At 71.3% G+C, this 16,451-nt stretch carries 16 protein-coding genes; 3 read left to right on the top strand and 13 right to left on the bottom strand.

Annotated features, from left to right (window positions below; all coding sequences use genetic code 11):
- Nucleotides 1-174: 174 nt before the first annotated feature.
- The 5 genes from AB0F56_RS34840 to AB0F56_RS34860 all read right to left on the bottom strand — a co-directional run bounded on the left by AB0F56_RS34840 (nucleotide 175) and on the right by AB0F56_RS34860 (nucleotide 5,525).
- Entirely contained in the window at nucleotides 175-1,845 is a 1,671-nt protein-coding gene (locus AB0F56_RS34840) for a uroporphyrinogen-III synthase (RefSeq protein ID WP_361964669.1), read from the bottom strand.
- Entirely contained in the window at nucleotides 1,842-2,828 is a 987-nt protein-coding gene (gene hemC, locus AB0F56_RS34845; RefSeq protein ID WP_362017156.1) for a hydroxymethylbilane synthase, read from the bottom strand. The genes AB0F56_RS34840 and hemC overlap by 4 nt, the downstream gene beginning before the upstream one ends.
- A complete protein-coding gene (locus AB0F56_RS34850) occupies nucleotides 2,825-4,180 on the bottom strand; it encodes a glutamyl-tRNA reductase (RefSeq protein ID WP_362017158.1) in 1,356 nt (451 codons plus the stop codon). The genes hemC and AB0F56_RS34850 overlap by 4 nt, the downstream gene beginning before the upstream one ends.
- Nucleotides 4,177-4,968, bottom strand: coding sequence for a redox-sensing transcriptional repressor Rex (locus AB0F56_RS34855; protein ID WP_362017160.1), 792 nt, complete (start codon nucleotides 4,966-4,968; stop codon nucleotides 4,177-4,179). Before AB0F56_RS34855 ends, AB0F56_RS34850 begins: the two co-directional genes overlap by 4 nt.
- A gap of 272 nt (nucleotides 4,969-5,240) precedes the next feature.
- A complete protein-coding gene (locus AB0F56_RS34860; protein ID WP_362017162.1) occupies nucleotides 5,241-5,525 on the bottom strand; it encodes a glutaredoxin family protein in 285 nt (94 codons plus the stop codon).
- 165 nt (nucleotides 5,526-5,690) lie between these two features.
- On the opposite strand from AB0F56_RS34860, the gene AB0F56_RS34865 reads away from it, so the two are divergent.
- The 3 genes from AB0F56_RS34865 to AB0F56_RS34875 all read left to right on the top strand — a co-directional run bounded on the left by AB0F56_RS34865 (nucleotide 5,691) and on the right by AB0F56_RS34875 (nucleotide 9,435).
- Entirely contained in the window at nucleotides 5,691-6,647 is a 957-nt protein-coding gene (locus tag AB0F56_RS34865; RefSeq protein ID WP_362017164.1) for an HAD-IB family hydrolase, read from the top strand.
- A 447-nt stretch (nucleotides 6,648-7,094) separates the two neighbouring features.
- Nucleotides 7,095-7,886, top strand: coding sequence for an ECF subfamily RNA polymerase sigma factor, BldN family (locus tag AB0F56_RS34870; protein WP_361964681.1), 792 nt, complete (start codon nucleotides 7,095-7,097; stop codon nucleotides 7,884-7,886).
- Nucleotides 7,887-8,226: 340 nt separating this feature from the next.
- On the top strand, nucleotides 8,227-9,435 hold the full coding sequence (locus AB0F56_RS34875) for a DUF5667 domain-containing protein (RefSeq protein ID WP_362017166.1): 1,209 nt from the start codon (nucleotides 8,227-8,229) through the stop codon (nucleotides 9,433-9,435).
- A 71-nt stretch (nucleotides 9,436-9,506) separates the two neighbouring features.
- Here the strand turns inward: AB0F56_RS34875 and AB0F56_RS34880 are convergent, their stop codons facing one another.
- The 8 genes from AB0F56_RS34880 to AB0F56_RS34915 form a co-directional block, all read right to left on the bottom strand.
- Entirely contained in the window at nucleotides 9,507-10,574 is a 1,068-nt protein-coding gene (locus AB0F56_RS34880; protein WP_362017168.1) for a lysophospholipid acyltransferase family protein, read from the bottom strand.
- Between the two features lie 2 nt (nucleotides 10,575-10,576).
- Nucleotides 10,577-11,617 (bottom strand): NAD-dependent epimerase/dehydratase family protein, encoded by a 1,041-nt coding sequence (locus tag AB0F56_RS34885; protein WP_362017170.1) that lies wholly within the window; start codon nucleotides 11,615-11,617, stop codon nucleotides 10,577-10,579.
- Nucleotides 11,618-11,835: 218 nt separating this feature from the next.
- Nucleotides 11,836-11,934, bottom strand: coding sequence for an AURKAIP1/COX24 domain-containing protein (locus AB0F56_RS34890; RefSeq protein ID WP_003948845.1), 99 nt, complete (start codon nucleotides 11,932-11,934; stop codon nucleotides 11,836-11,838).
- A gap of 121 nt (nucleotides 11,935-12,055) precedes the next feature.
- On the bottom strand, nucleotides 12,056-12,265 hold the full coding sequence (locus AB0F56_RS34895) for a helix-turn-helix domain-containing protein (RefSeq protein ID WP_158988220.1): 210 nt from the start codon (nucleotides 12,263-12,265) through the stop codon (nucleotides 12,056-12,058).
- 128 nt (nucleotides 12,266-12,393) lie between these two features.
- Nucleotides 12,394-13,209 (bottom strand): phosphatase, encoded by an 816-nt coding sequence (locus AB0F56_RS34900; protein ID WP_362017172.1) that lies wholly within the window; start codon nucleotides 13,207-13,209, stop codon nucleotides 12,394-12,396.
- 91 nt (nucleotides 13,210-13,300) lie between these two features.
- Complete coding sequence (locus tag AB0F56_RS34905; RefSeq protein ID WP_362017174.1) at nucleotides 13,301-14,479, bottom strand: acetoin utilization protein AcuC; 1,179 nt, start codon at nucleotides 14,477-14,479, stop codon at nucleotides 13,301-13,303.
- A complete protein-coding gene (locus AB0F56_RS34910; RefSeq protein WP_362017176.1) occupies nucleotides 14,448-15,650 on the bottom strand; it encodes an MFS transporter in 1,203 nt (400 codons plus the stop codon). The genes AB0F56_RS34905 and AB0F56_RS34910 overlap by 32 nt, the downstream gene beginning before the upstream one ends.
- Before the next feature lie 43 nt (nucleotides 15,651-15,693).
- Complete coding sequence (locus AB0F56_RS34915) at nucleotides 15,694-16,341, bottom strand: HAD family hydrolase (RefSeq protein WP_362017178.1); 648 nt, start codon at nucleotides 16,339-16,341, stop codon at nucleotides 15,694-15,696.
- Nucleotides 16,342-16,451: the final 110 nt, after the last annotated feature.

A 16,451-nucleotide genomic window follows, 5' to 3' on the forward strand; every position in this document is an offset into this window, starting at 1 on the left:
CGGTGGGGGTCCCCCCAGAGCGAAGCTCTAGGGGGAGGGTGGGCACACGGGACGGCGCCCTCAAGGGCGCGACCGCTCCATGCACCCCTCCGCACCAGGGCCGGCGCCTTCACAGGCCCCCGAAACGCACCGGGGTGCGGGACCCGACAAGGCCCCGCACCCCAGGAAAACCCGCTACGTCGTCCGACGCCTCCGCGCCCCCGGCCGCCGCTCCGACGGCCGCGTCACCGGATCGCCCGCCTCCAGCGCCGCGGCCCGCCGCCGCAGACCGAAGTCCGCGAGCGCCTCCGCGAGCTTGTGCACCGACGGCTCCGGCGAGAGCACGTCCACCCGCAGCCCGTGCTCCTCCGCCGTCTTGGCGGTGGCAGGGCCGATGCAGGCGATGACGGTCACGTTGTGCGGCTTCCCGGCGATGCCGACCAGGTTCCGCACCGTCGACGAGGACGTGAAGAGCACGGCGTCGAAGCCACCGCCCTTGATCGCCTCACGCGTGTCCGCCGGCGGCGGCGACGCCCGCACCGTCCGGTAGGCGGTGACGTCGTCGACCTCCCACCCGAGCTCGATGAGGCCCGCGACCAGCGTCTCCGTGGCGATGTCGGCCCGCGGCAGGAACACCCGGTCGATCGGATCGAAGACGGGGTCGTAGGGCGGCCAGTCCTCGAGAAGACCCGCGGCCGACTGCTCCCCACTGGGCACCAGATCCGGCTTCACCCCGAAGTCGACCAGCGCCGCCGCCGTCTGCTCGCCCACCGCCGCGACCTTGATCCCGGCGAAGGCGCGCGCGTCGAGCCCGTACTCCTCGAACTTCTCCCGCACCGCCTTCACGGCGTTGACCGACGTGAACGCGATCCACTCGTAGCGTCCGGTCACGAGCCCCTTGACGGCCCGCTCCATCTGCTGCGGCGTCCGCGGCGGCTCGACGGCGATCGTCGGCACCTCGTGCGGCACCGCGCCGTACGAACGCAGCTGGTCGGAGAGCGACGCGGCCTGCTCCTTCGTGCGCGGCACGAGCACCCGCCAGCCGAAGAGCGGCTTGGACTCGAACCACGCCAGCTGGTCCCGCTGCGCCGGGGCGCTGCGCTCGCCGACCACGGCTATAACGGGCCGGTGTCCCTCGGGCGAGGGGAGCACCTTGCCCTGCTTGAAGACCTGGGCGATGGTGCCGAGCGTCGCGGTCCAGGTCCGCTGCCGGGTCGTGGTGCCGCCGATGGTGACGGTGAGCGGGGTGTCCGGCTTACGGCCAGCCGCCACCAGTTCACCGGCCGCCGCCGCCACCGCGTCGAGCGAGGTGGAGACGACCACGGTGCCGTCCGAGGCGCCGACCTCGGTCCAGCAGCGGTCGTCGGCGGTACGGGCGTCCACGAACCGCACGTCGGTGCCCTGCGCGTCACGCAGCGGGACACCGGCGTACGCCGGTACGCCGACGGCCGTCGCGACACCGGGGACGACCTCGAAGGGGATGCCCTCGGCGGCGCAGGCGAGCATCTCCTGACCTGCGTTTCCGTCGAGGCCGGGGTCGCCGGTCACCGCACGGACGACCCGCTTGCCGCCCCTCGCGGCCTCCATGACAAGATTGGTCGCATCCCTCAACACGGGGACCCCGGCGGTTGTTGACGCCTCGTCAACAACGGTCAGCTCAGGCGTGCTCACCCCCGCGCGCGCATGGCACCGGACTACTTCGAGCACCTCGGGCTCGGCGATCAGTACGTCCGCGCCGGCGAGGGCTTCGACGGCCCGGAGTGTCAGCAGTCCGGGGTCGCCGGGTCCGGCGCCGAGGAAGGTGACGCTCCCGTGTCCGAAGACGGCCGCGGGCGCGGGGCTGGTGGTCGGGCTGGTGGGGCTCAAAGTGCTCGCTCCCCCATAAGACCGGCCGCACCCTTGGCGAGCATCTCGTCCGCGAGTTCGCGTCCGAGCGCCATCGCCTCGTCGTGCGACGCGGGTACGGGACCGGTGGTGGACAGCTGCACCAGCGTCGAGCCGTCGGTGGTGCCGACGACGCCACGCAGGCGCATTTCAGTGACAATCTGCCCGCGGCCGGAATCCTCGGCCAGCAGGTCGGCCAGCGCACCCACAGGTGCGGAGCAGCCGGCCTCCAGGGCGGCGAGCAGGGACCGCTCGGCGGTGACGGCGGCCCGGGTGAGCGGGTCGTCGAGTGCGCCGAGCGCGGCGACGAGACCGGCGTCGGACGCCGGACACTCGATCGCCAGTGCCCCCTGGCCGGGGGCGGGCAGGACGGAGTCGACCGACAGGTGGTCGAGCGACAGGGAGCCGGTGAGCTCCGCCGTCCCGCCGATGCGGTTGAGACCGGCCGCGGCGAGAACCACCGCGTCCAGCTCTCCGCTTCGTACGTAACCGACGCGGGTGTCGATGTTCCCGCGGATCGGCACGGTCTCGATGGTCAGCCCGTGGCTCCGCGCGTACGCGTTGAGCTGAGCGGTCCTGCGCGGCGAACCGGTGCCGATCCGGGCGCCCGAGGGCAGCCGGTCCAGCGACAGCCCCTCGCGGGTGACGAGGACGTCGCGCGGGTCCTCGCGCTCGGGGATGGCGGCCAGCACAAGCTCGGGGTGCTGGGCCGTCGGCAGGTCCTTCAGGGAGTGGACGGCGAAGTCCACCTCGCCGGCCAGGAGCGCGTCGCGCAGGGCGGCGACGAACACGCCGGTGCCGCCGATCTGCGCGAGGTGCTCACGGGAGACGTCCCCGTACGTCGTGATCTCCACGAGCTCGACGGACCGGCCGGTCGCGCGCCGCACGGCGTCGGCCACCTGGCCGGACTGGGCCATGGCGAGCTTGCTGCGCCTGGTCCCGAGCCTCAGTGCCCTCTCGGTCATACTCGCCCTCGGTTCTTGACGTCGGCGTCATTCAGGTCGGCCCGGGAGACGGAGGCGACCGTCTCCGGGTCGAGGTCGAAGAGTGTCCGCAGCGCGTCCGCGTACCCGGCGCCGCCGGGCTCGCTGGCCAGCTGCTTGACCCGCACGGTCGGCGCGTGCAGGAGCTTGTCGACCACCCGGCGGACGGTCTGGGTGATCTCGGCGCGCTGCTTGTCGTCGAGGTCGGGCAGGCGCCCTTCAAGACGGGCGACCTCACCGGCGACGACGTCGGCGGCCATGGTCCTGAGCGCGACGACGGTCGGCGTGATGTGCGCGGCGCGCTGGGCGGCGCCGAAGGCGGCCACCTCGTCGGAGACGATCGAGCGGACCTGGTCGACGTCGGCGGCCATGGGGGCGTCGGCGGAGGCCTCGGCGAGCGACTCGATGTCGACGAGCCGGACGCCCGGCATGCGGTGCGCGGCGGCGTCGATGTCGCGGGGCATGGCGAGGTCGAGCAGGGCGAGCGGGGCCGTACGGCCCGCCATCGCGGTCTCGACGGCGTCGCCGGTCAGGACGAGTCCGGTGGCTCCGGTGCAGGAGACGACGATGTCGGCACGTGTCAGTTCGTCGCCGACGGCAACCATCTCGACCGCTCGGGCGGCCACGCCCGTGCCACCGGGCTCGGTGAGGATCTGGACCAGCCGGTCGGCGCGCGCGGCCGTACGGTTGGCGATCACGATCTCGGAGACGCCGACGCGCGCGAGGGTGGCGGCGGCCAGCGAGGACATCGAACCGGCGCCGATGACCAGCGCCCGCTTGCCCTTCGCCCAGCTCTCGACGTCCGCCCCGTCGGCGAGCTGCTGGAGCCCGAAGGTGACGAGCGACTGCCCGGCCCGGTCGATCCCGGTCTCGCTGTGGGCGCGCTTGCCGACCCGCAGCGCCTGCTGGAACAGGTCGTTGAGGAGCCGTCCCGCGGTGTGCAGGTCCTGGCCGAGCGCGAGGGCGTCCTTGATCTGGCCGAGGATCTGGCCCTCGCCGACGACCATGGAGTCGAGCCCGCAGGCCACCGAGAAGAGGTGGTGGACGGCCCGGTCCTCGTAGTGCACGTAGAGATAAGGGGTGAGCTCTTCGAGCCCGACACCGCTGTGCTGGGCGAGGAGCGTGGACAGCTCGGCGACACCGGCGTGGAACTTGTCCACGTCGGCGTAGAGCTCGATGCGGTTGCAGGTGGCGAGGACGGCGCCCTCGGCGGCCGGTTCGGCGGCGAGGGTGTCCTGCAGCAGCTTGGCCTGGGTGTCCGCGGCGAGCGAGGCCCGCTCCAGGACGGAGACGGGTGCGCTGCGGTGGCTGAGGCCGACGACGAGGAGACTCATGCCGGCATCACGGCGGGGACGTCCCCGTCGGGTCCCTTGCGACCGGTGCTCTTGGGCTGGGGCTCGCCCGCCGCGGAGAGCGGCACGGGCGGCGCCGGTACGGCGGCGGCCTCGGCCTCCGCCTCCTCGCCGGCCTTGCGCTGCTCGTGGAAGGCGAGGATCTGCAGCTCGATGGAGAGGTCGACCTTGCGCACGTCCACGCCGTCGGGCACCGAGAGCACGGTCGGGGCGAAGTTCAGGATGGAGGTGACCCCGGCGGCCACGAGCCGGTCGCAGACCTGCTGGGCGACGCCGGCGGGGGTCGCGATGACACCGATGGAGACGCCGTCCTCGCTGATGATCTTCTCGAGGTCGTCGCTGTGCTGGACGGGGATTCCGGCGACCGGCTTGCCGGTCATGGCGGGGTCGGCGTCGATCAGGGCCGCGACGCGGAAGCCTCGGGAGGCGAACCCGCCGTAGCCGGCGAGGGCGGCGCCGAGGTTGCCGATACCGACGATGACGACGGGCCAGTCCTGCGTCAGGCCGAGCTCACGGGAGATCTGGTACACGAGGTACTCGACGTCGTAGCCGACGCCCCGCGTCCCGTACGAGCCGAGGTAGCTGAAGTCCTTGCGCAGCTTCGCGGAGTTGACGCCCGCGGCTGCGGCGAGCTCCTCGGAGGAGACCGTGGGTACGGAGCGCTCCGACAGTGCGGTGAGCGCACGCAGATACAGCGGAAGCCGGGCGACGGTGGCCTCGGGAATTCCTCGGCTACGGGTCGCCGGTCGGTGAGTTCGGCCAGTTGCCACGGTGCTCCTGCGGGATGAGCGGGGCTGCAGGCGGCCGTGTGTCCCAAGACCGCCCCGTCGAATGCAGGCTATGTCTTTGTGAACGCGTGCACAAAGATGGTGTCCGTTTTGTCCGGCCAAAGTGACCGGGGTCACGCGACAGGATCGCGCCAGGACGGAACCGGGGAGCGCGTCAGCCCGTTGAGTACCCGAAGGGGGCAAAGCCGCACACTCTCCTCACGGTCACGCCCCCGAAACCCAACAAAACGTCCACGATGGTAACCGTCTTCGCGTCAGCCACCCAGTTCACGCCGAAGTCGCCCGGCGTCCACACGCCAGAAGGTGTGCTGCTCGCCGTCGACCAGAACCACCGGAATCTGCTCCCAGTACGCCCGGTGGAGCTCCTCGTCCTGGGTGATGTCCTTCTCCTCCCAGCGCGCCCCCGTCTCGGCGCAGACGGCCTCGATCACGGCCCGGGCATCGTCGCAGAGATGACAGCCCGGCTTCCCGATCAGCGTCACCGTCCGCGCGGCGGCGTCGGAAGCGGCGGAGGTGTTCTTCTTCGCTCGTCCAAACATGCCGTCCATTCTGCGCCGCGCCCGGCGCTGCCCGCGGCCTTTCCGGTCGTGGCCCCTGTCTCCAGCTTGCCCCCATTGTCCGTTTAACAGGAGAGTCGCGGAGTGTTCACGCCTCGGCACCCAGGGAGGTCGGGAAGTACCGAACAGACTGGCTATGCTCACGACATGGCCGCATTGGGATGGCTCACCCCCCGTAGGCGCTCCGCCACCGCGCGCAGCGTTCTGGCAGGCGAGGCCGCCGCGGAGGCGGCGCGCAAGACCTCGCAACAGCTCGAAGCGGAACGGGAGACGGCGCGCGCCGCGACCGCACTCCCCGAGAAGCCCGCCGAGCCCGAGTTCCCCGTCGTCGGGGACTCCGAGGCCGCCGCCTTCTTCGACCTCGACAACACCGTGATGCAGGGCGCCGCGATCTTCCACTTCGGCCGCGGCCTGTACAAGCGGAAGTTCTTCCAGCGCCGCGAACTGGCCCGGTTCGCCTGGCAGCAGGCGTGGTTCCGGCTGGCCGGCGTCGAGGACCCCGAGCACATGCAGGACGCCCGCGACAGCGCCCTGTCCATCGTCAAGGGCCACCGCGTCTCCGAGCTGATGTCCATCGGCGAGGAGATCTACGACGAGTACATGGCCGACCGCATCTGGCCCGGCACCCGCGCGCTCGCCCAGGCCCACCTCGACGCCGGCCAGAAGGTCTGGCTCGTCACCGCCGCACCCGTCGAAACGGCCACGATCATCGCCCGGCGCCTCGGCCTGACCGGCGCGCTCGGCACGGTCGCCGAGTCCGTCGACGGCGTCTACACCGGCAAGCTCGTCGGCGAACCGCTGCACGGACCCGCCAAGGCCGAGGCCGTGCGCGCGCTCGCCGCCGCCGAGGGCCTGGACCTCAACCGCTGCGCGGCGTACAGCGACTCGCACAACGACATCCCGATGCTCTCGCTGGTCGGCCACCCCTACGCCATCAACCCGGACACCAAGCTGCGCAAGCACGCCAAGGCCCGCGAATGGCGACTGCGCGACTACCGGACGGGCCGCAAGGCCGCCAAGGTCGGCATCCCGGCCGCGGCGGGCGTCGGCGCGCTCGCGGGCGGCACGGCCGCCGCGGTCGCCCTGCACCGCCGGCGCCGCTGACGCCGCTACGCCGGTCCGGAAGCCCCAGGCCCAACGGCGTGGCAGGCCGCTGCCGATACGTTTCGGCTGCGATCATCTCCGACAACCCGGGACCAACCCTCCTCACCCGTGCGTGGTCGAACACCACCGCACAGGTCGACTCGGGCGCATTCGCGGCTTCTTACCCCGCAGCGGCGCGGATCACTCCACGCCCTAGCACTTGAGCACAACAGAGCGTGCACGCAGTCACACTCGGAAGCAAAGCGATCAACAACCGGTCACGAAGCGCGATCGATCCCGCCCACAAGCAGTAACCAATGCGACGGAATCGATGATTTGAGCAACTGGGTGTAGCGCTGCCTGTACGAAGCGTTATTCTCCTCAGACGCACAACGGAACCCACGCGTCGCCACGACGAGTGAACGGTCCCGCACTGCACGTGATGGAAGCTCTGCCTCTGGGAGTCCCGTGTACCCACACGTCGGGGTTGACGCCTCGGGCCTGGCTACGCTGCGCGCAACGGTCCTCGACCAGTTGCGCGGCTTCGTCCCCACCGCGTACGCCGGCCCTGTCCCCGCCTTTGCCTTCGCCGCACCGGCACCCGCCGGTCCCTGCTATGCCCTCGCCGAGAGCGGAGCCGCTGTCGGCAGAAGGGGCAGCCGCGGCGGCACCGGAACCTCGACCGCCGCCCGCCGCCCCACCGCCGACAGCGACAGCGCCCGCATGATGGACCTTGTCGAGCGCGCCCAGGCCGGTGAGGCCGAGGCCTTCGGCCGGCTGTACGACCAGTACAGCGACACCGTCTACCGCTACATCTACTACCGCGTCGGCGGGAAGGCGACGGCGGAGGACCTGACCAGCGAGACCTTCCTGCGCGCCCTGCGCCGGATCTCCACCTTCACCTGGCAGGGCCGCGACTTCGGCGCCTGGCTGGTGACCATCGCCCGCAACCTGGTCGCCGACCACTTCAAGTCGAGCCGCTTCCGCCTCGAAGTGACCACCGGCGAGATGCTCGACGCCAACGAGGTCGAACGCAGCCCCGAGGACTCGGTCCTGGAGTCCCTCTCCAACGCCGCGCTCCTCGACGCCGTCCGCCGGCTCAACCCCCAGCAGCAGGAGTGCGTGACCCTGCGCTTCCTGCAGGGCCTCTCCGTCGCCGAGACGGCCCGGGTCATGGGCAAGAACGAGGGTGCGATCAAGACCCTCCAGTACCGGGCCGTGCGCACCCTGGCACGCCTGCTCCCGGACGACGCCCGCTGACCCTTCGCGCCCCCCACTCGCGCCCCCCACCGACCGCGTCGCGCCCCCACCCCCACCTTCCCGCGCTTTTCCCCACCCTCCCCGGGCCGGTGATCAGCGCCCTCCCCCCACGTCCCCCGACCCCCGCCCAACTCACAGTCGGTGACGCCTCGATGACGCACTGGTCCGATCATCTTTCGCGCGTAACCCAAGTGCCGCGCCGCTCGTTGTGCGGGATGCAGGCTCCCTGTGGTCACGCCATGCCCACAGCCACTCACTCGTTCGTGTGGATGTGCTCAAGGTGTGCAACCTTCCGGACACCCCGGGGAGTCGACCGTCATGACGAGAGGAGGTGCCGCCAGTGATCGCGAACGTATCGGCGCACCGGCGGGCGAACGCCTTCGCCCAGGCCCTGGACGATCGGACGCCCGAGGACGCGACGGCCGAGCAGCCCGAGCTCTCGGCCGAACCGTCCGAGCAGGGGCGGCTGTTGGCCCTGGCGAACGGTCTCGGCGAGCTGCCGAAGCCGGAGATGGACCCTGAGGTCAAGGTGGTGCAACGAGCCCAGCTCGTCGCCGCCATGGAAGCGATGCTCGCGGAGGGGAGCGCAGCCGCGGGCCCTACGGTGCCGGAGCAGCGGACATCGAGCGGGCGGGGTGCCCACCGGGCCTCCCCGCTCCGGAAATTGCGCCCCCGCTCCCGCTGGTCGAAGGGCATCGCCGCGGGCGGGCTCACGGTCGGTGTGGCCGCGGGCGCTTTCAGCGGTGTGGCCGCTGCGAGTTCCGACGCCCTCCCCGGTGATTCGCTCTACGGGCTGAAGCGGGGCATGGAAGACATCAAGCTCGGGATGGCGGACGACGACGCCGACCGGGGCGGGATCTACCTGGACCAGGCCTCGACCCGGCTCAGCGAGGCCCGCAGGCTCATGGAGCGCGGTCGCGCGGGCGACCTCGACCACGAGTCGCTCAGCGAGATCCGGCGCGTCCTCGGCGGCATGAAGCACGACGCCTCCGAAGGCCACCGGCTGCTGCGCCAGGCGTACGAACGGGACGGTGAGATCGGGCCGATGGCCCGGCTCAACTCCTTCGCGCAGGCCCACCGGTCCACCTGGATCGGCCTGCGCGACCGCCTGCCGGTCCAGCTCACCGACGTCGGCAACGAGGTCAACGACGTCTTCGTCGCCATAGACGAAGAGGTCGAGCCGCTCCAGGGCATGCTCCCCCGCACCCCGGAGAAGGGCGCCGTCGACAGTGGAGGCGCCGCCACCCCGCAGGACACACCACGGACGCACACCCAGCGTCCGCCGTCCTCCCCCGCCGCCCCCACCGCCGGCGGCGAAGGCTCCACCCGGCCCCAGCCCTCGGGCAGCGGCCCGGGCACGGGCTCCCCGGAGAGCGACGGCCTGCTCGGTGGAAACACCGGCGGACTCCTCGACCAGGCGCCGACGGGCGGCACCCTGCCGACCCCGTCGGGCAGCCAGCCGACGCCCCCGATGCCGGACGTCACCCTGCCGCCGCTGCTGCCGGGCCTGCTCCCCGGCCTCGGCATCGACAGCGAGGACGCCCGCTAGGAGGCGTACGGATACGGCAGTGGGGCGCCCCCTCTCCGGAGGGAGCGCCCCACTGCCGTATCGCGTAAGGATCAGAAGAAGACGGACCTCCGCTGCACCAGCAGCTTGTAGAGGGTGTGCTGGATCTGCTCGCGGACCTGGTCGGTCAGGTTGAACATCAGCATCGGGTCCTCCGCCGCCTCCGGCGAATAGCCGTCCGTCATGATCGGCTCGCCGAACTGGATCGTCCACTTCGTCGGCAGCGGCACCGCGCCCAGCGGCCCCAGCCACGGGAACGTCGGCGTGATCGGGAAGTACGGGAAGCCGAGCACCCGCGCCAGCGTCTTGGCGTTGCCGAGCATCGGGTAGATCTCCTCCGCGCCCACGATCGAGCACGGCACGATCGGCACGCCGGCCCGCAGCGCCGTCGACACGAACCCGCCCCGGCCGAAGCGCTGGAGCTTGTACCGCTCGCTGAACGGCTTCCCGATGCCCTTGAAGCCCTCCGGCATGACGCCGACGATCTCCCCGGCCCGCAGCAGCCGCTCCGCGTCCTCCGCGCACGCCAGCGTGTGCCCGGCCTTGCGGGCCAGCTCGTTGACGACCGGCAGCATGAACACCAGGTCCGCCGCGAGCAGCCGCAGATGACGGCCCGCCGGATGGTTGTCGTGCACGGCGACCTGCATCATCAGGCCGTCCAGCGGCAGCGTCCCGGAGTGGTTCGCCACCACCAGGGCGCCGCCCTCGGCGGGAATGTTCTCCACGCCCTTCACGTCCACCCGGAAGTACTTCTCCGCGAGCGGCCGCACGAGCGACATCAGGACCTGGTCGGTGAGCTCCTTGTCGTAGCCGAACTCGTCGACCTCGTACTCACCCGTCACCCGCCGCCGCAGAAACGCGAGTCCACCCGCGAGCCGCCGCTCCCACGCGTCCCGGCGCGCCGCCGAGTCCGAGGCGTCCCCGGAGTCCGCGGAGTCACCCGCGGCACCGTCCGCCACGGCCTCCAGGGGCTCCACCGGCGCCGCGGCCCGGGCGAGGGCCTCCTCCGGCCCGTGCTGCCCCGGCAGAGCCCGTACGGCGGCGTCCCCGGCCGCCCTGCCGAAGCGCCGGCGCGACCGGGAACGGTCGTCGTCGAACGGAATGACCTTGGCGTCCGCCATCGTTACCTGGGCTCCTTCTGATCCAGCCGGGCAGCGACCCGGTCCACGGCCCCCGCGAGCGTCTCCGGCGGCAGCAGCCCCGGCCCCCTGCTGCGGACGAAGTCCGCGAACGTCTCGGCCGTCGTGTACCGGGGGCTGAAGCCGAGCGTCTCGCGCATCTGGACCGTGGAGACCACCCGGCCATGGGTGAGGAGCCGGATCTGCTCGGGCGAGAAGTCGGTCACCCCGACCGTCCGCAGCGCCGAACCCACCCAGGTGACCGCCGGCAGCAGCACCGGCACCGTCGGCCGCCCCAGCCGCCGCGCGCACTGCGAGAGCAGCAGCACACCGTCCCCCGCCACATTGAACGTGCCGCTGTTCAGCGTCGCCCGGCGCGGCTCGCCCGCCGCCAGGTGCAGCACGTCGACCACATCGTCCTCGTGGACGAACTGCAGCCTCGGGTCGTAGCCGAACACCGTCGGCATGACGGGCAGCGACAGGTACTCGCCGAGCGGGGAGTCCACGCGGGGCCCCAGGATGTTCGCGAACCGCAGCACGCACACGGCCACGTCCGGCCGGCGCCGCGCGAAGCCCCGTACGTACCCCTCGACCTCGACGGCGTCCTTCGCGAAGCCACCGCTCGGCAGCGACTTCGCCGGGGTCGTCTCGGTGAACACGGCCGGGTCCCGGGGCGCGGAGCCGTAGACACTCGTACTGGACTTGATCACGAGCCGCCCGATCCGCGGCGACTTCTGGCAGGCGCCGAGCAGCTGCATGGTGCCGATGACGTTGGTCTCCTTGATGGAGGTCCGGCCACCGGCGCCCAGCGCCGTCCCCGTGACGTCCATGTGGACCACCGTGTCCACCTCGTGCTCCGCGAGCACCTTGGCGATGGCGGGCTGGCGGATGTCCGCCCGGACGAAGGCGGCCCCACCGAGGTCGTGCGGCGGCGCGACCGCGTCCACGGCGACCACCCGCTCCACGTCGGGATCCCGCTGGAGACGCCGTACGAAACGGCCTCCGAGATGCCGGGCCGCACCGGTGACGAGCACGACCTTGCCCAAGATCAGCGCCTTCCGTCGGTTCTCCGTCGGTACGGGCCTCCGGATGCTCCCGCGAGGCCCTGTGCGCCACCGTAGCGCCTCGGTGTTGCGCCGCGATGACCGCCGTGGGCAACGGTAGGGAACCCGACCCGAAAACCCCACGAAAAAAGCGTGACCCCGCACCGATTCCGGTACGGGGCCACGCTCGACGCACAAACAGCCGTCGTTACAGCCGTCGCTTACTTCTTGTTGCGACGCTGAACGCGGGTGCGCTTGAGCAGCTTGCGGTGCTTCTTCTTGGCCATCCGCTTGCGCCGCTTCTTGATAACAGAGCCCACGACTACCCTCGCTCACTTCTTCTCACTCGGTGCGGGGCGTCTGGGCCCACACGACCTACGTCGGCCTAGCCTACCGGCCCGAGCGCCGAGCTTGTAATCCGAGGGGTTCACGAGCTCCCGGCTAGGCCGTCTCCACCCCCACGAAAGACTCCCTGAGGTACTCGTGAACCGCCTGTTCCGGGACTCGGAAGGACCTCCCCACCCGAATCGCCGGCAGATGACCGCTGTGCACCAAGCGGTACACGGTCATCTTCGACACACGCATCACCGAGGCGACTTCCGCCACGGTAAGAAACTTGACCTCGTTCAGAGGCCTATCGCCAGCAGCCATGACCCACCTGTACCTTCCGCACACGACGCCCACCGGCTTCCCCTCCGGTGACCCTGCGTCGCTGTGCGCTCACGCTCCAGACTAGGGGCGTGTGGTACGAGTGGGGAAGAGGAGCAGCCATCGGCCGTTTACCGTGACAGACACGCTCGATTGAGTACATAGCGAGTGAGCGGCCGGTAGTGGTCCGCACGTACCCCGTCGTCAAGCGGAACGGCCACGGAGACCTGCCCCTCGGCCTCCCCGACGAACAGCGCGGGATCGTCCGTATCGGCGAGCCCGATGGCCTCGATACCCAGCTGACCTGCCCCGCAGACCCATCCGTGGTCCCCCACGACCAATTCCGGAAGCGGCCAGCCGCCCTCCACGACCCCCTCCAGAGCGGCCCTAACCGGCAGCGGCGAGTGGGTGTGCGCCCCCGTCTCACGCCCGGTTCCCGACAGACCGGGTTCTCGCACCAACGCCACCCCGCGCGCGTAGTCGAGGATGTACGTGCGTAGACCGAACCGGGTCGTTATGTCGACACATCTCCCCTGCGCGGGGGTGAGGACAAGACATCCCACCGCCGACAGAGCGTCTGCGAGCGCGGCGTAGAAGCCCAGCAATCGGTGCGGATGCCCGGTCCCGAACAGCACCGGAGCCCGCCGCGCGGCCGCCTCGCCGAGCCGCTCCGCGAACGCGTCCAACGCGCTCAACGTCCGCTCCGGATCGATGACATCGAGCCCCGAGCGGTGCGTCGGATCCCCCGACACCCCGCACTTGTCGGCCATCAGCCGCAGCAAGTCTCCCTCGCCCCAGCCCCATTCGGGGTCGAGACCCAGCATCACCCGTGGATCCCGCGCGGCGAAGAGCCGATAGCTGCGCAGACTCTCCTCCCGCGAGGTCGCCACCGTCCCGGCCAACCCCGCCGCCAACAGATGCGCCCGCAGCGCCCCGGTACTCAGCACCTCTCGATGCTGACGCAGCACACCTGACGAGGGGCCAAAACCCGTCCGATACCCCACAGTCGGCGTAACCGCCGACCAGCTGCGAGCCGGCTTACGCGAGCAGCCCCCGCAGCGGGAACGACGCCCGCCGCGTCGCGAGCACCGCCTGGTCTAGCCGGTCGGCGGGGTCGTACCCCTCCTCCCACTCGCGCCAGCCCACCGGCCACCGCCCGTCCGTCATCCGCGCGGGCCCCGGCTGCCGCGTCCGCGCGTAGACCAGGTCCCGCCACGACGACGGGATCTCCGACGCCGGATCGATCTCCGCGTGCCCGGCGATCCCCACCAGATGCGTCCACGACCGCGGTACGACATCCACCACCGCGTACCCGCCGCCACCCAGCGCGACCCACTTCCCGCCGTCCACGTGCGCGTGGGCCAGCTCATGACAGGCGACCTGCACCGCCCGCTGCGCGTCGAGCGACACCGCCAGATGCGCCAGCGGGTCCTCGAAGTGCGTGTCCGCGCCGTGCTGCGTCACCAGGACCTGCGGCCGGAAGTCCGCGATCAGCTCCGGTACGACGGCGTGGAAGGCCCGCAGCCACCCCGCGTCCCCGGTCCCCGCCGGCAGCGCCACGTTCACCGCGGACCCCTCGCCGGGACCTGCCGCACCCGTCTCCTCCGGCCACCCGGTCTGCGGGAACAGCGTCCGCGGGTGCTCGTGCAGCGAGATGGTCAGGACCCTCGGGTCCTCCCAGAACGCCGCCTGCACCCCGTCCCCGTGGTGCACGTCCACATCCACGTACGCGACCCGCTCCGCGCCCAGCTCCAGCAGCCGGGCGATCGCCAGGGAGGCGTCGTTGTAAATGCAGAACCCGGACGCCGAGCCCGGCATCGCGTGGTGCAGCCCGCCCGCGAAGTTCACCGCGTGCGCGGCCTCCCCGCGCCACACCGCCTCCGCCGCCCCGACCGACTGCCCCGCGATCAGCGCGGACGCCTCGTGCATCCCGGAGAACGCCGGGTCGTCGACCGTACCGAGCCCGTACGCCTGGTCCGCGGCCCTCGGGTTCGCCGAGGCGGCCCGCACGGCCGCCACATAGTCCTCGCGGTGAACGAGCCGCAGCGTCGAGTCACCGGCCGGCTTCGCCGCCACCACGTCCACGGCACGGTCGAGCTCGTAGGCCCGCACCAGACCCATGGTCAGCGCGAGCCGAACCGGATCCATCGGGTGCTGGGACCCGAAGTCGTACTGCGTGACAGCTTCATCCCACATCAACAGTGCGCGGCCGCTCATGCCCGCCACCGTATCGGGCCGCCCGAGAACCGAACGACGTGGCGTACACCACCGTCACCAGGACCAGCACCATCGGCACGAGCATCGCCCCCCGATAGCTCCACGCGTCCCCGAGCGCCCCCACCAACGGGGACCCGATCAGGAACCCCACGTAGTTGAAGACGTTCAGCCGCGCGACCGCCGCGTCGCTCGCCCCGGGGAAGAGCCGCCCCGCCGCCGCGAACGTCTGCGGCACGATCACACTCAGCCCGAGCCCCAGGACCGTGAACCCGGCCATCCCCACCCAGGCCCCCGGCGCCACCGCGACCACCGCGAACCCCAGCGCCGCCAGGACCGCCCCACCCCGCACGACGGCCGTGGCCCCCAGTCGGCGCACCCCGAAGTCCCCCACGGCCCGCCCGAGAAGCGTGGTGACCATGTACGCGTTGTACGGCACGGTCGCCAGCTCCTCCGAGCTGCCGAGCACGTCCTGGAGGTACTTGGCGCTCCAGTTGGAGACGGTCGAGTCGCCGATGTACGCGAAGGTCATGACGAGACAGAGCGGCAACAGCAACGTGAAGGCGACGCCCCCACTCTCGCCCTTGCCGATATCAACGGACGGGGTGACGGTCTCCCCACCGAAGTACCACCGGCTCCCCACGAACGCCGCCGGCAGGAGCACCGCCACCACGGGCAGGTAGGACACGAACAGCGGCAGATCCCAGTGCGCCCCGGCCCAGGCCAGCGAGGCCCCGGCGATCCCGCCCAGGCTGTACGCGGCGTGGAACCCGAGCATGATGCTCCGCCCGTACGCCCGCTGGAGGCTCACCCCGAGCATGTTCATGGAGGCGTCCAGGGCACCGACCGCGAGCCCGAAGACGCCGAGGGCGAGGGCGGCCTGCCACAGCTCCGTCCCCGCTCCGACGGCCAGCAGGCCGAGGAGTACGAGCGGCTGAGCCCACCGCAGCACCACGCCCGGCCCCACCCGCGCCACGACCTTCTCCGTGGCCACACTGGACACACCGGCGAGGATCGGCACGGCGGCGAGGAACACGGGCAGCAGCCCGTCGGAGATCCCGTACCGGTCCTGGATCGCCGGTATTCGGGTCACCAGGAGCGCGAACGTCACTCCCTGCACAAAGAAGCTGACCGCCAGGGATCCCCGCCCACGCCGCACCCGCGCATCCGTCATGGCGGCACAGAGTAGGCCCCGGATCTACCCATGGGTAGATGGATCACAGACCCAATATCGCCGGAAGCTCGGCCATCCCACCGAAGTACCCGTTGGCCCCGACGAGTCGGTCCTCAGGCGTCATCGCGGTGAACCCGTACACGTCCATCCCGGCGGCCAGCGCGGCCTGGACCCCGAGCCGGCTGTCCTCGACGACCACACACCGCTCGGGCGCGACGCCCATCCGCTCGGCGGCACGGAGGAAGAGGTCGGGCGCCGGCTTGCCCCGACCGACGTCCTCGGCGCTGAAGATGTTCTCGTCCCGGAACCACGCGTCGAGCCCGGTCTTCCGGTGCCCGACGCGGATCCGCTCATGGGACCCGGAGGACGCGAGACAGTACGGAACCCTGTCCGCGACGAGCTGCTTCAACACCTCGGTCACCCCGGCGACGGGCTCCAACTCCCGCTCGAAGGCGGCGAACGTGCGGGCGTGCAGCGTCTCGTCGAAGTCCGCGGGCAGCCGCTGCCCGGTCCGCTCGTGGATCAGATCGTGTACGCGATGGACGGCGGCGCCCATGTAGTCGCGCAGGGAGTCCTCGTAGGAGGTGGGGTGCCCGAGCTCGGTCAGATAGCCGGCCAGGATGGTGTTGGCGAGGGGCTCACTGTCGACGAGCACACCGTCGTTGTCGAAGACGACCAGGTCATAGCGCATGGCTCAACGATAGGCGGGCCGTAAACGCAGAAAAGCCCCGCACCATAAGGTGCGGGGCTTTCCCACAATGATTGTTCGGCGGCGTCCTACTCTCCCACAGGGTCCCCCCT

This window comes from Streptomyces sp. NPDC026092, from assembly GCF_040638605.1.
GTDB lineage: Bacteria > Actinomycetota > Actinomycetes > Streptomycetales > Streptomycetaceae > Streptomyces.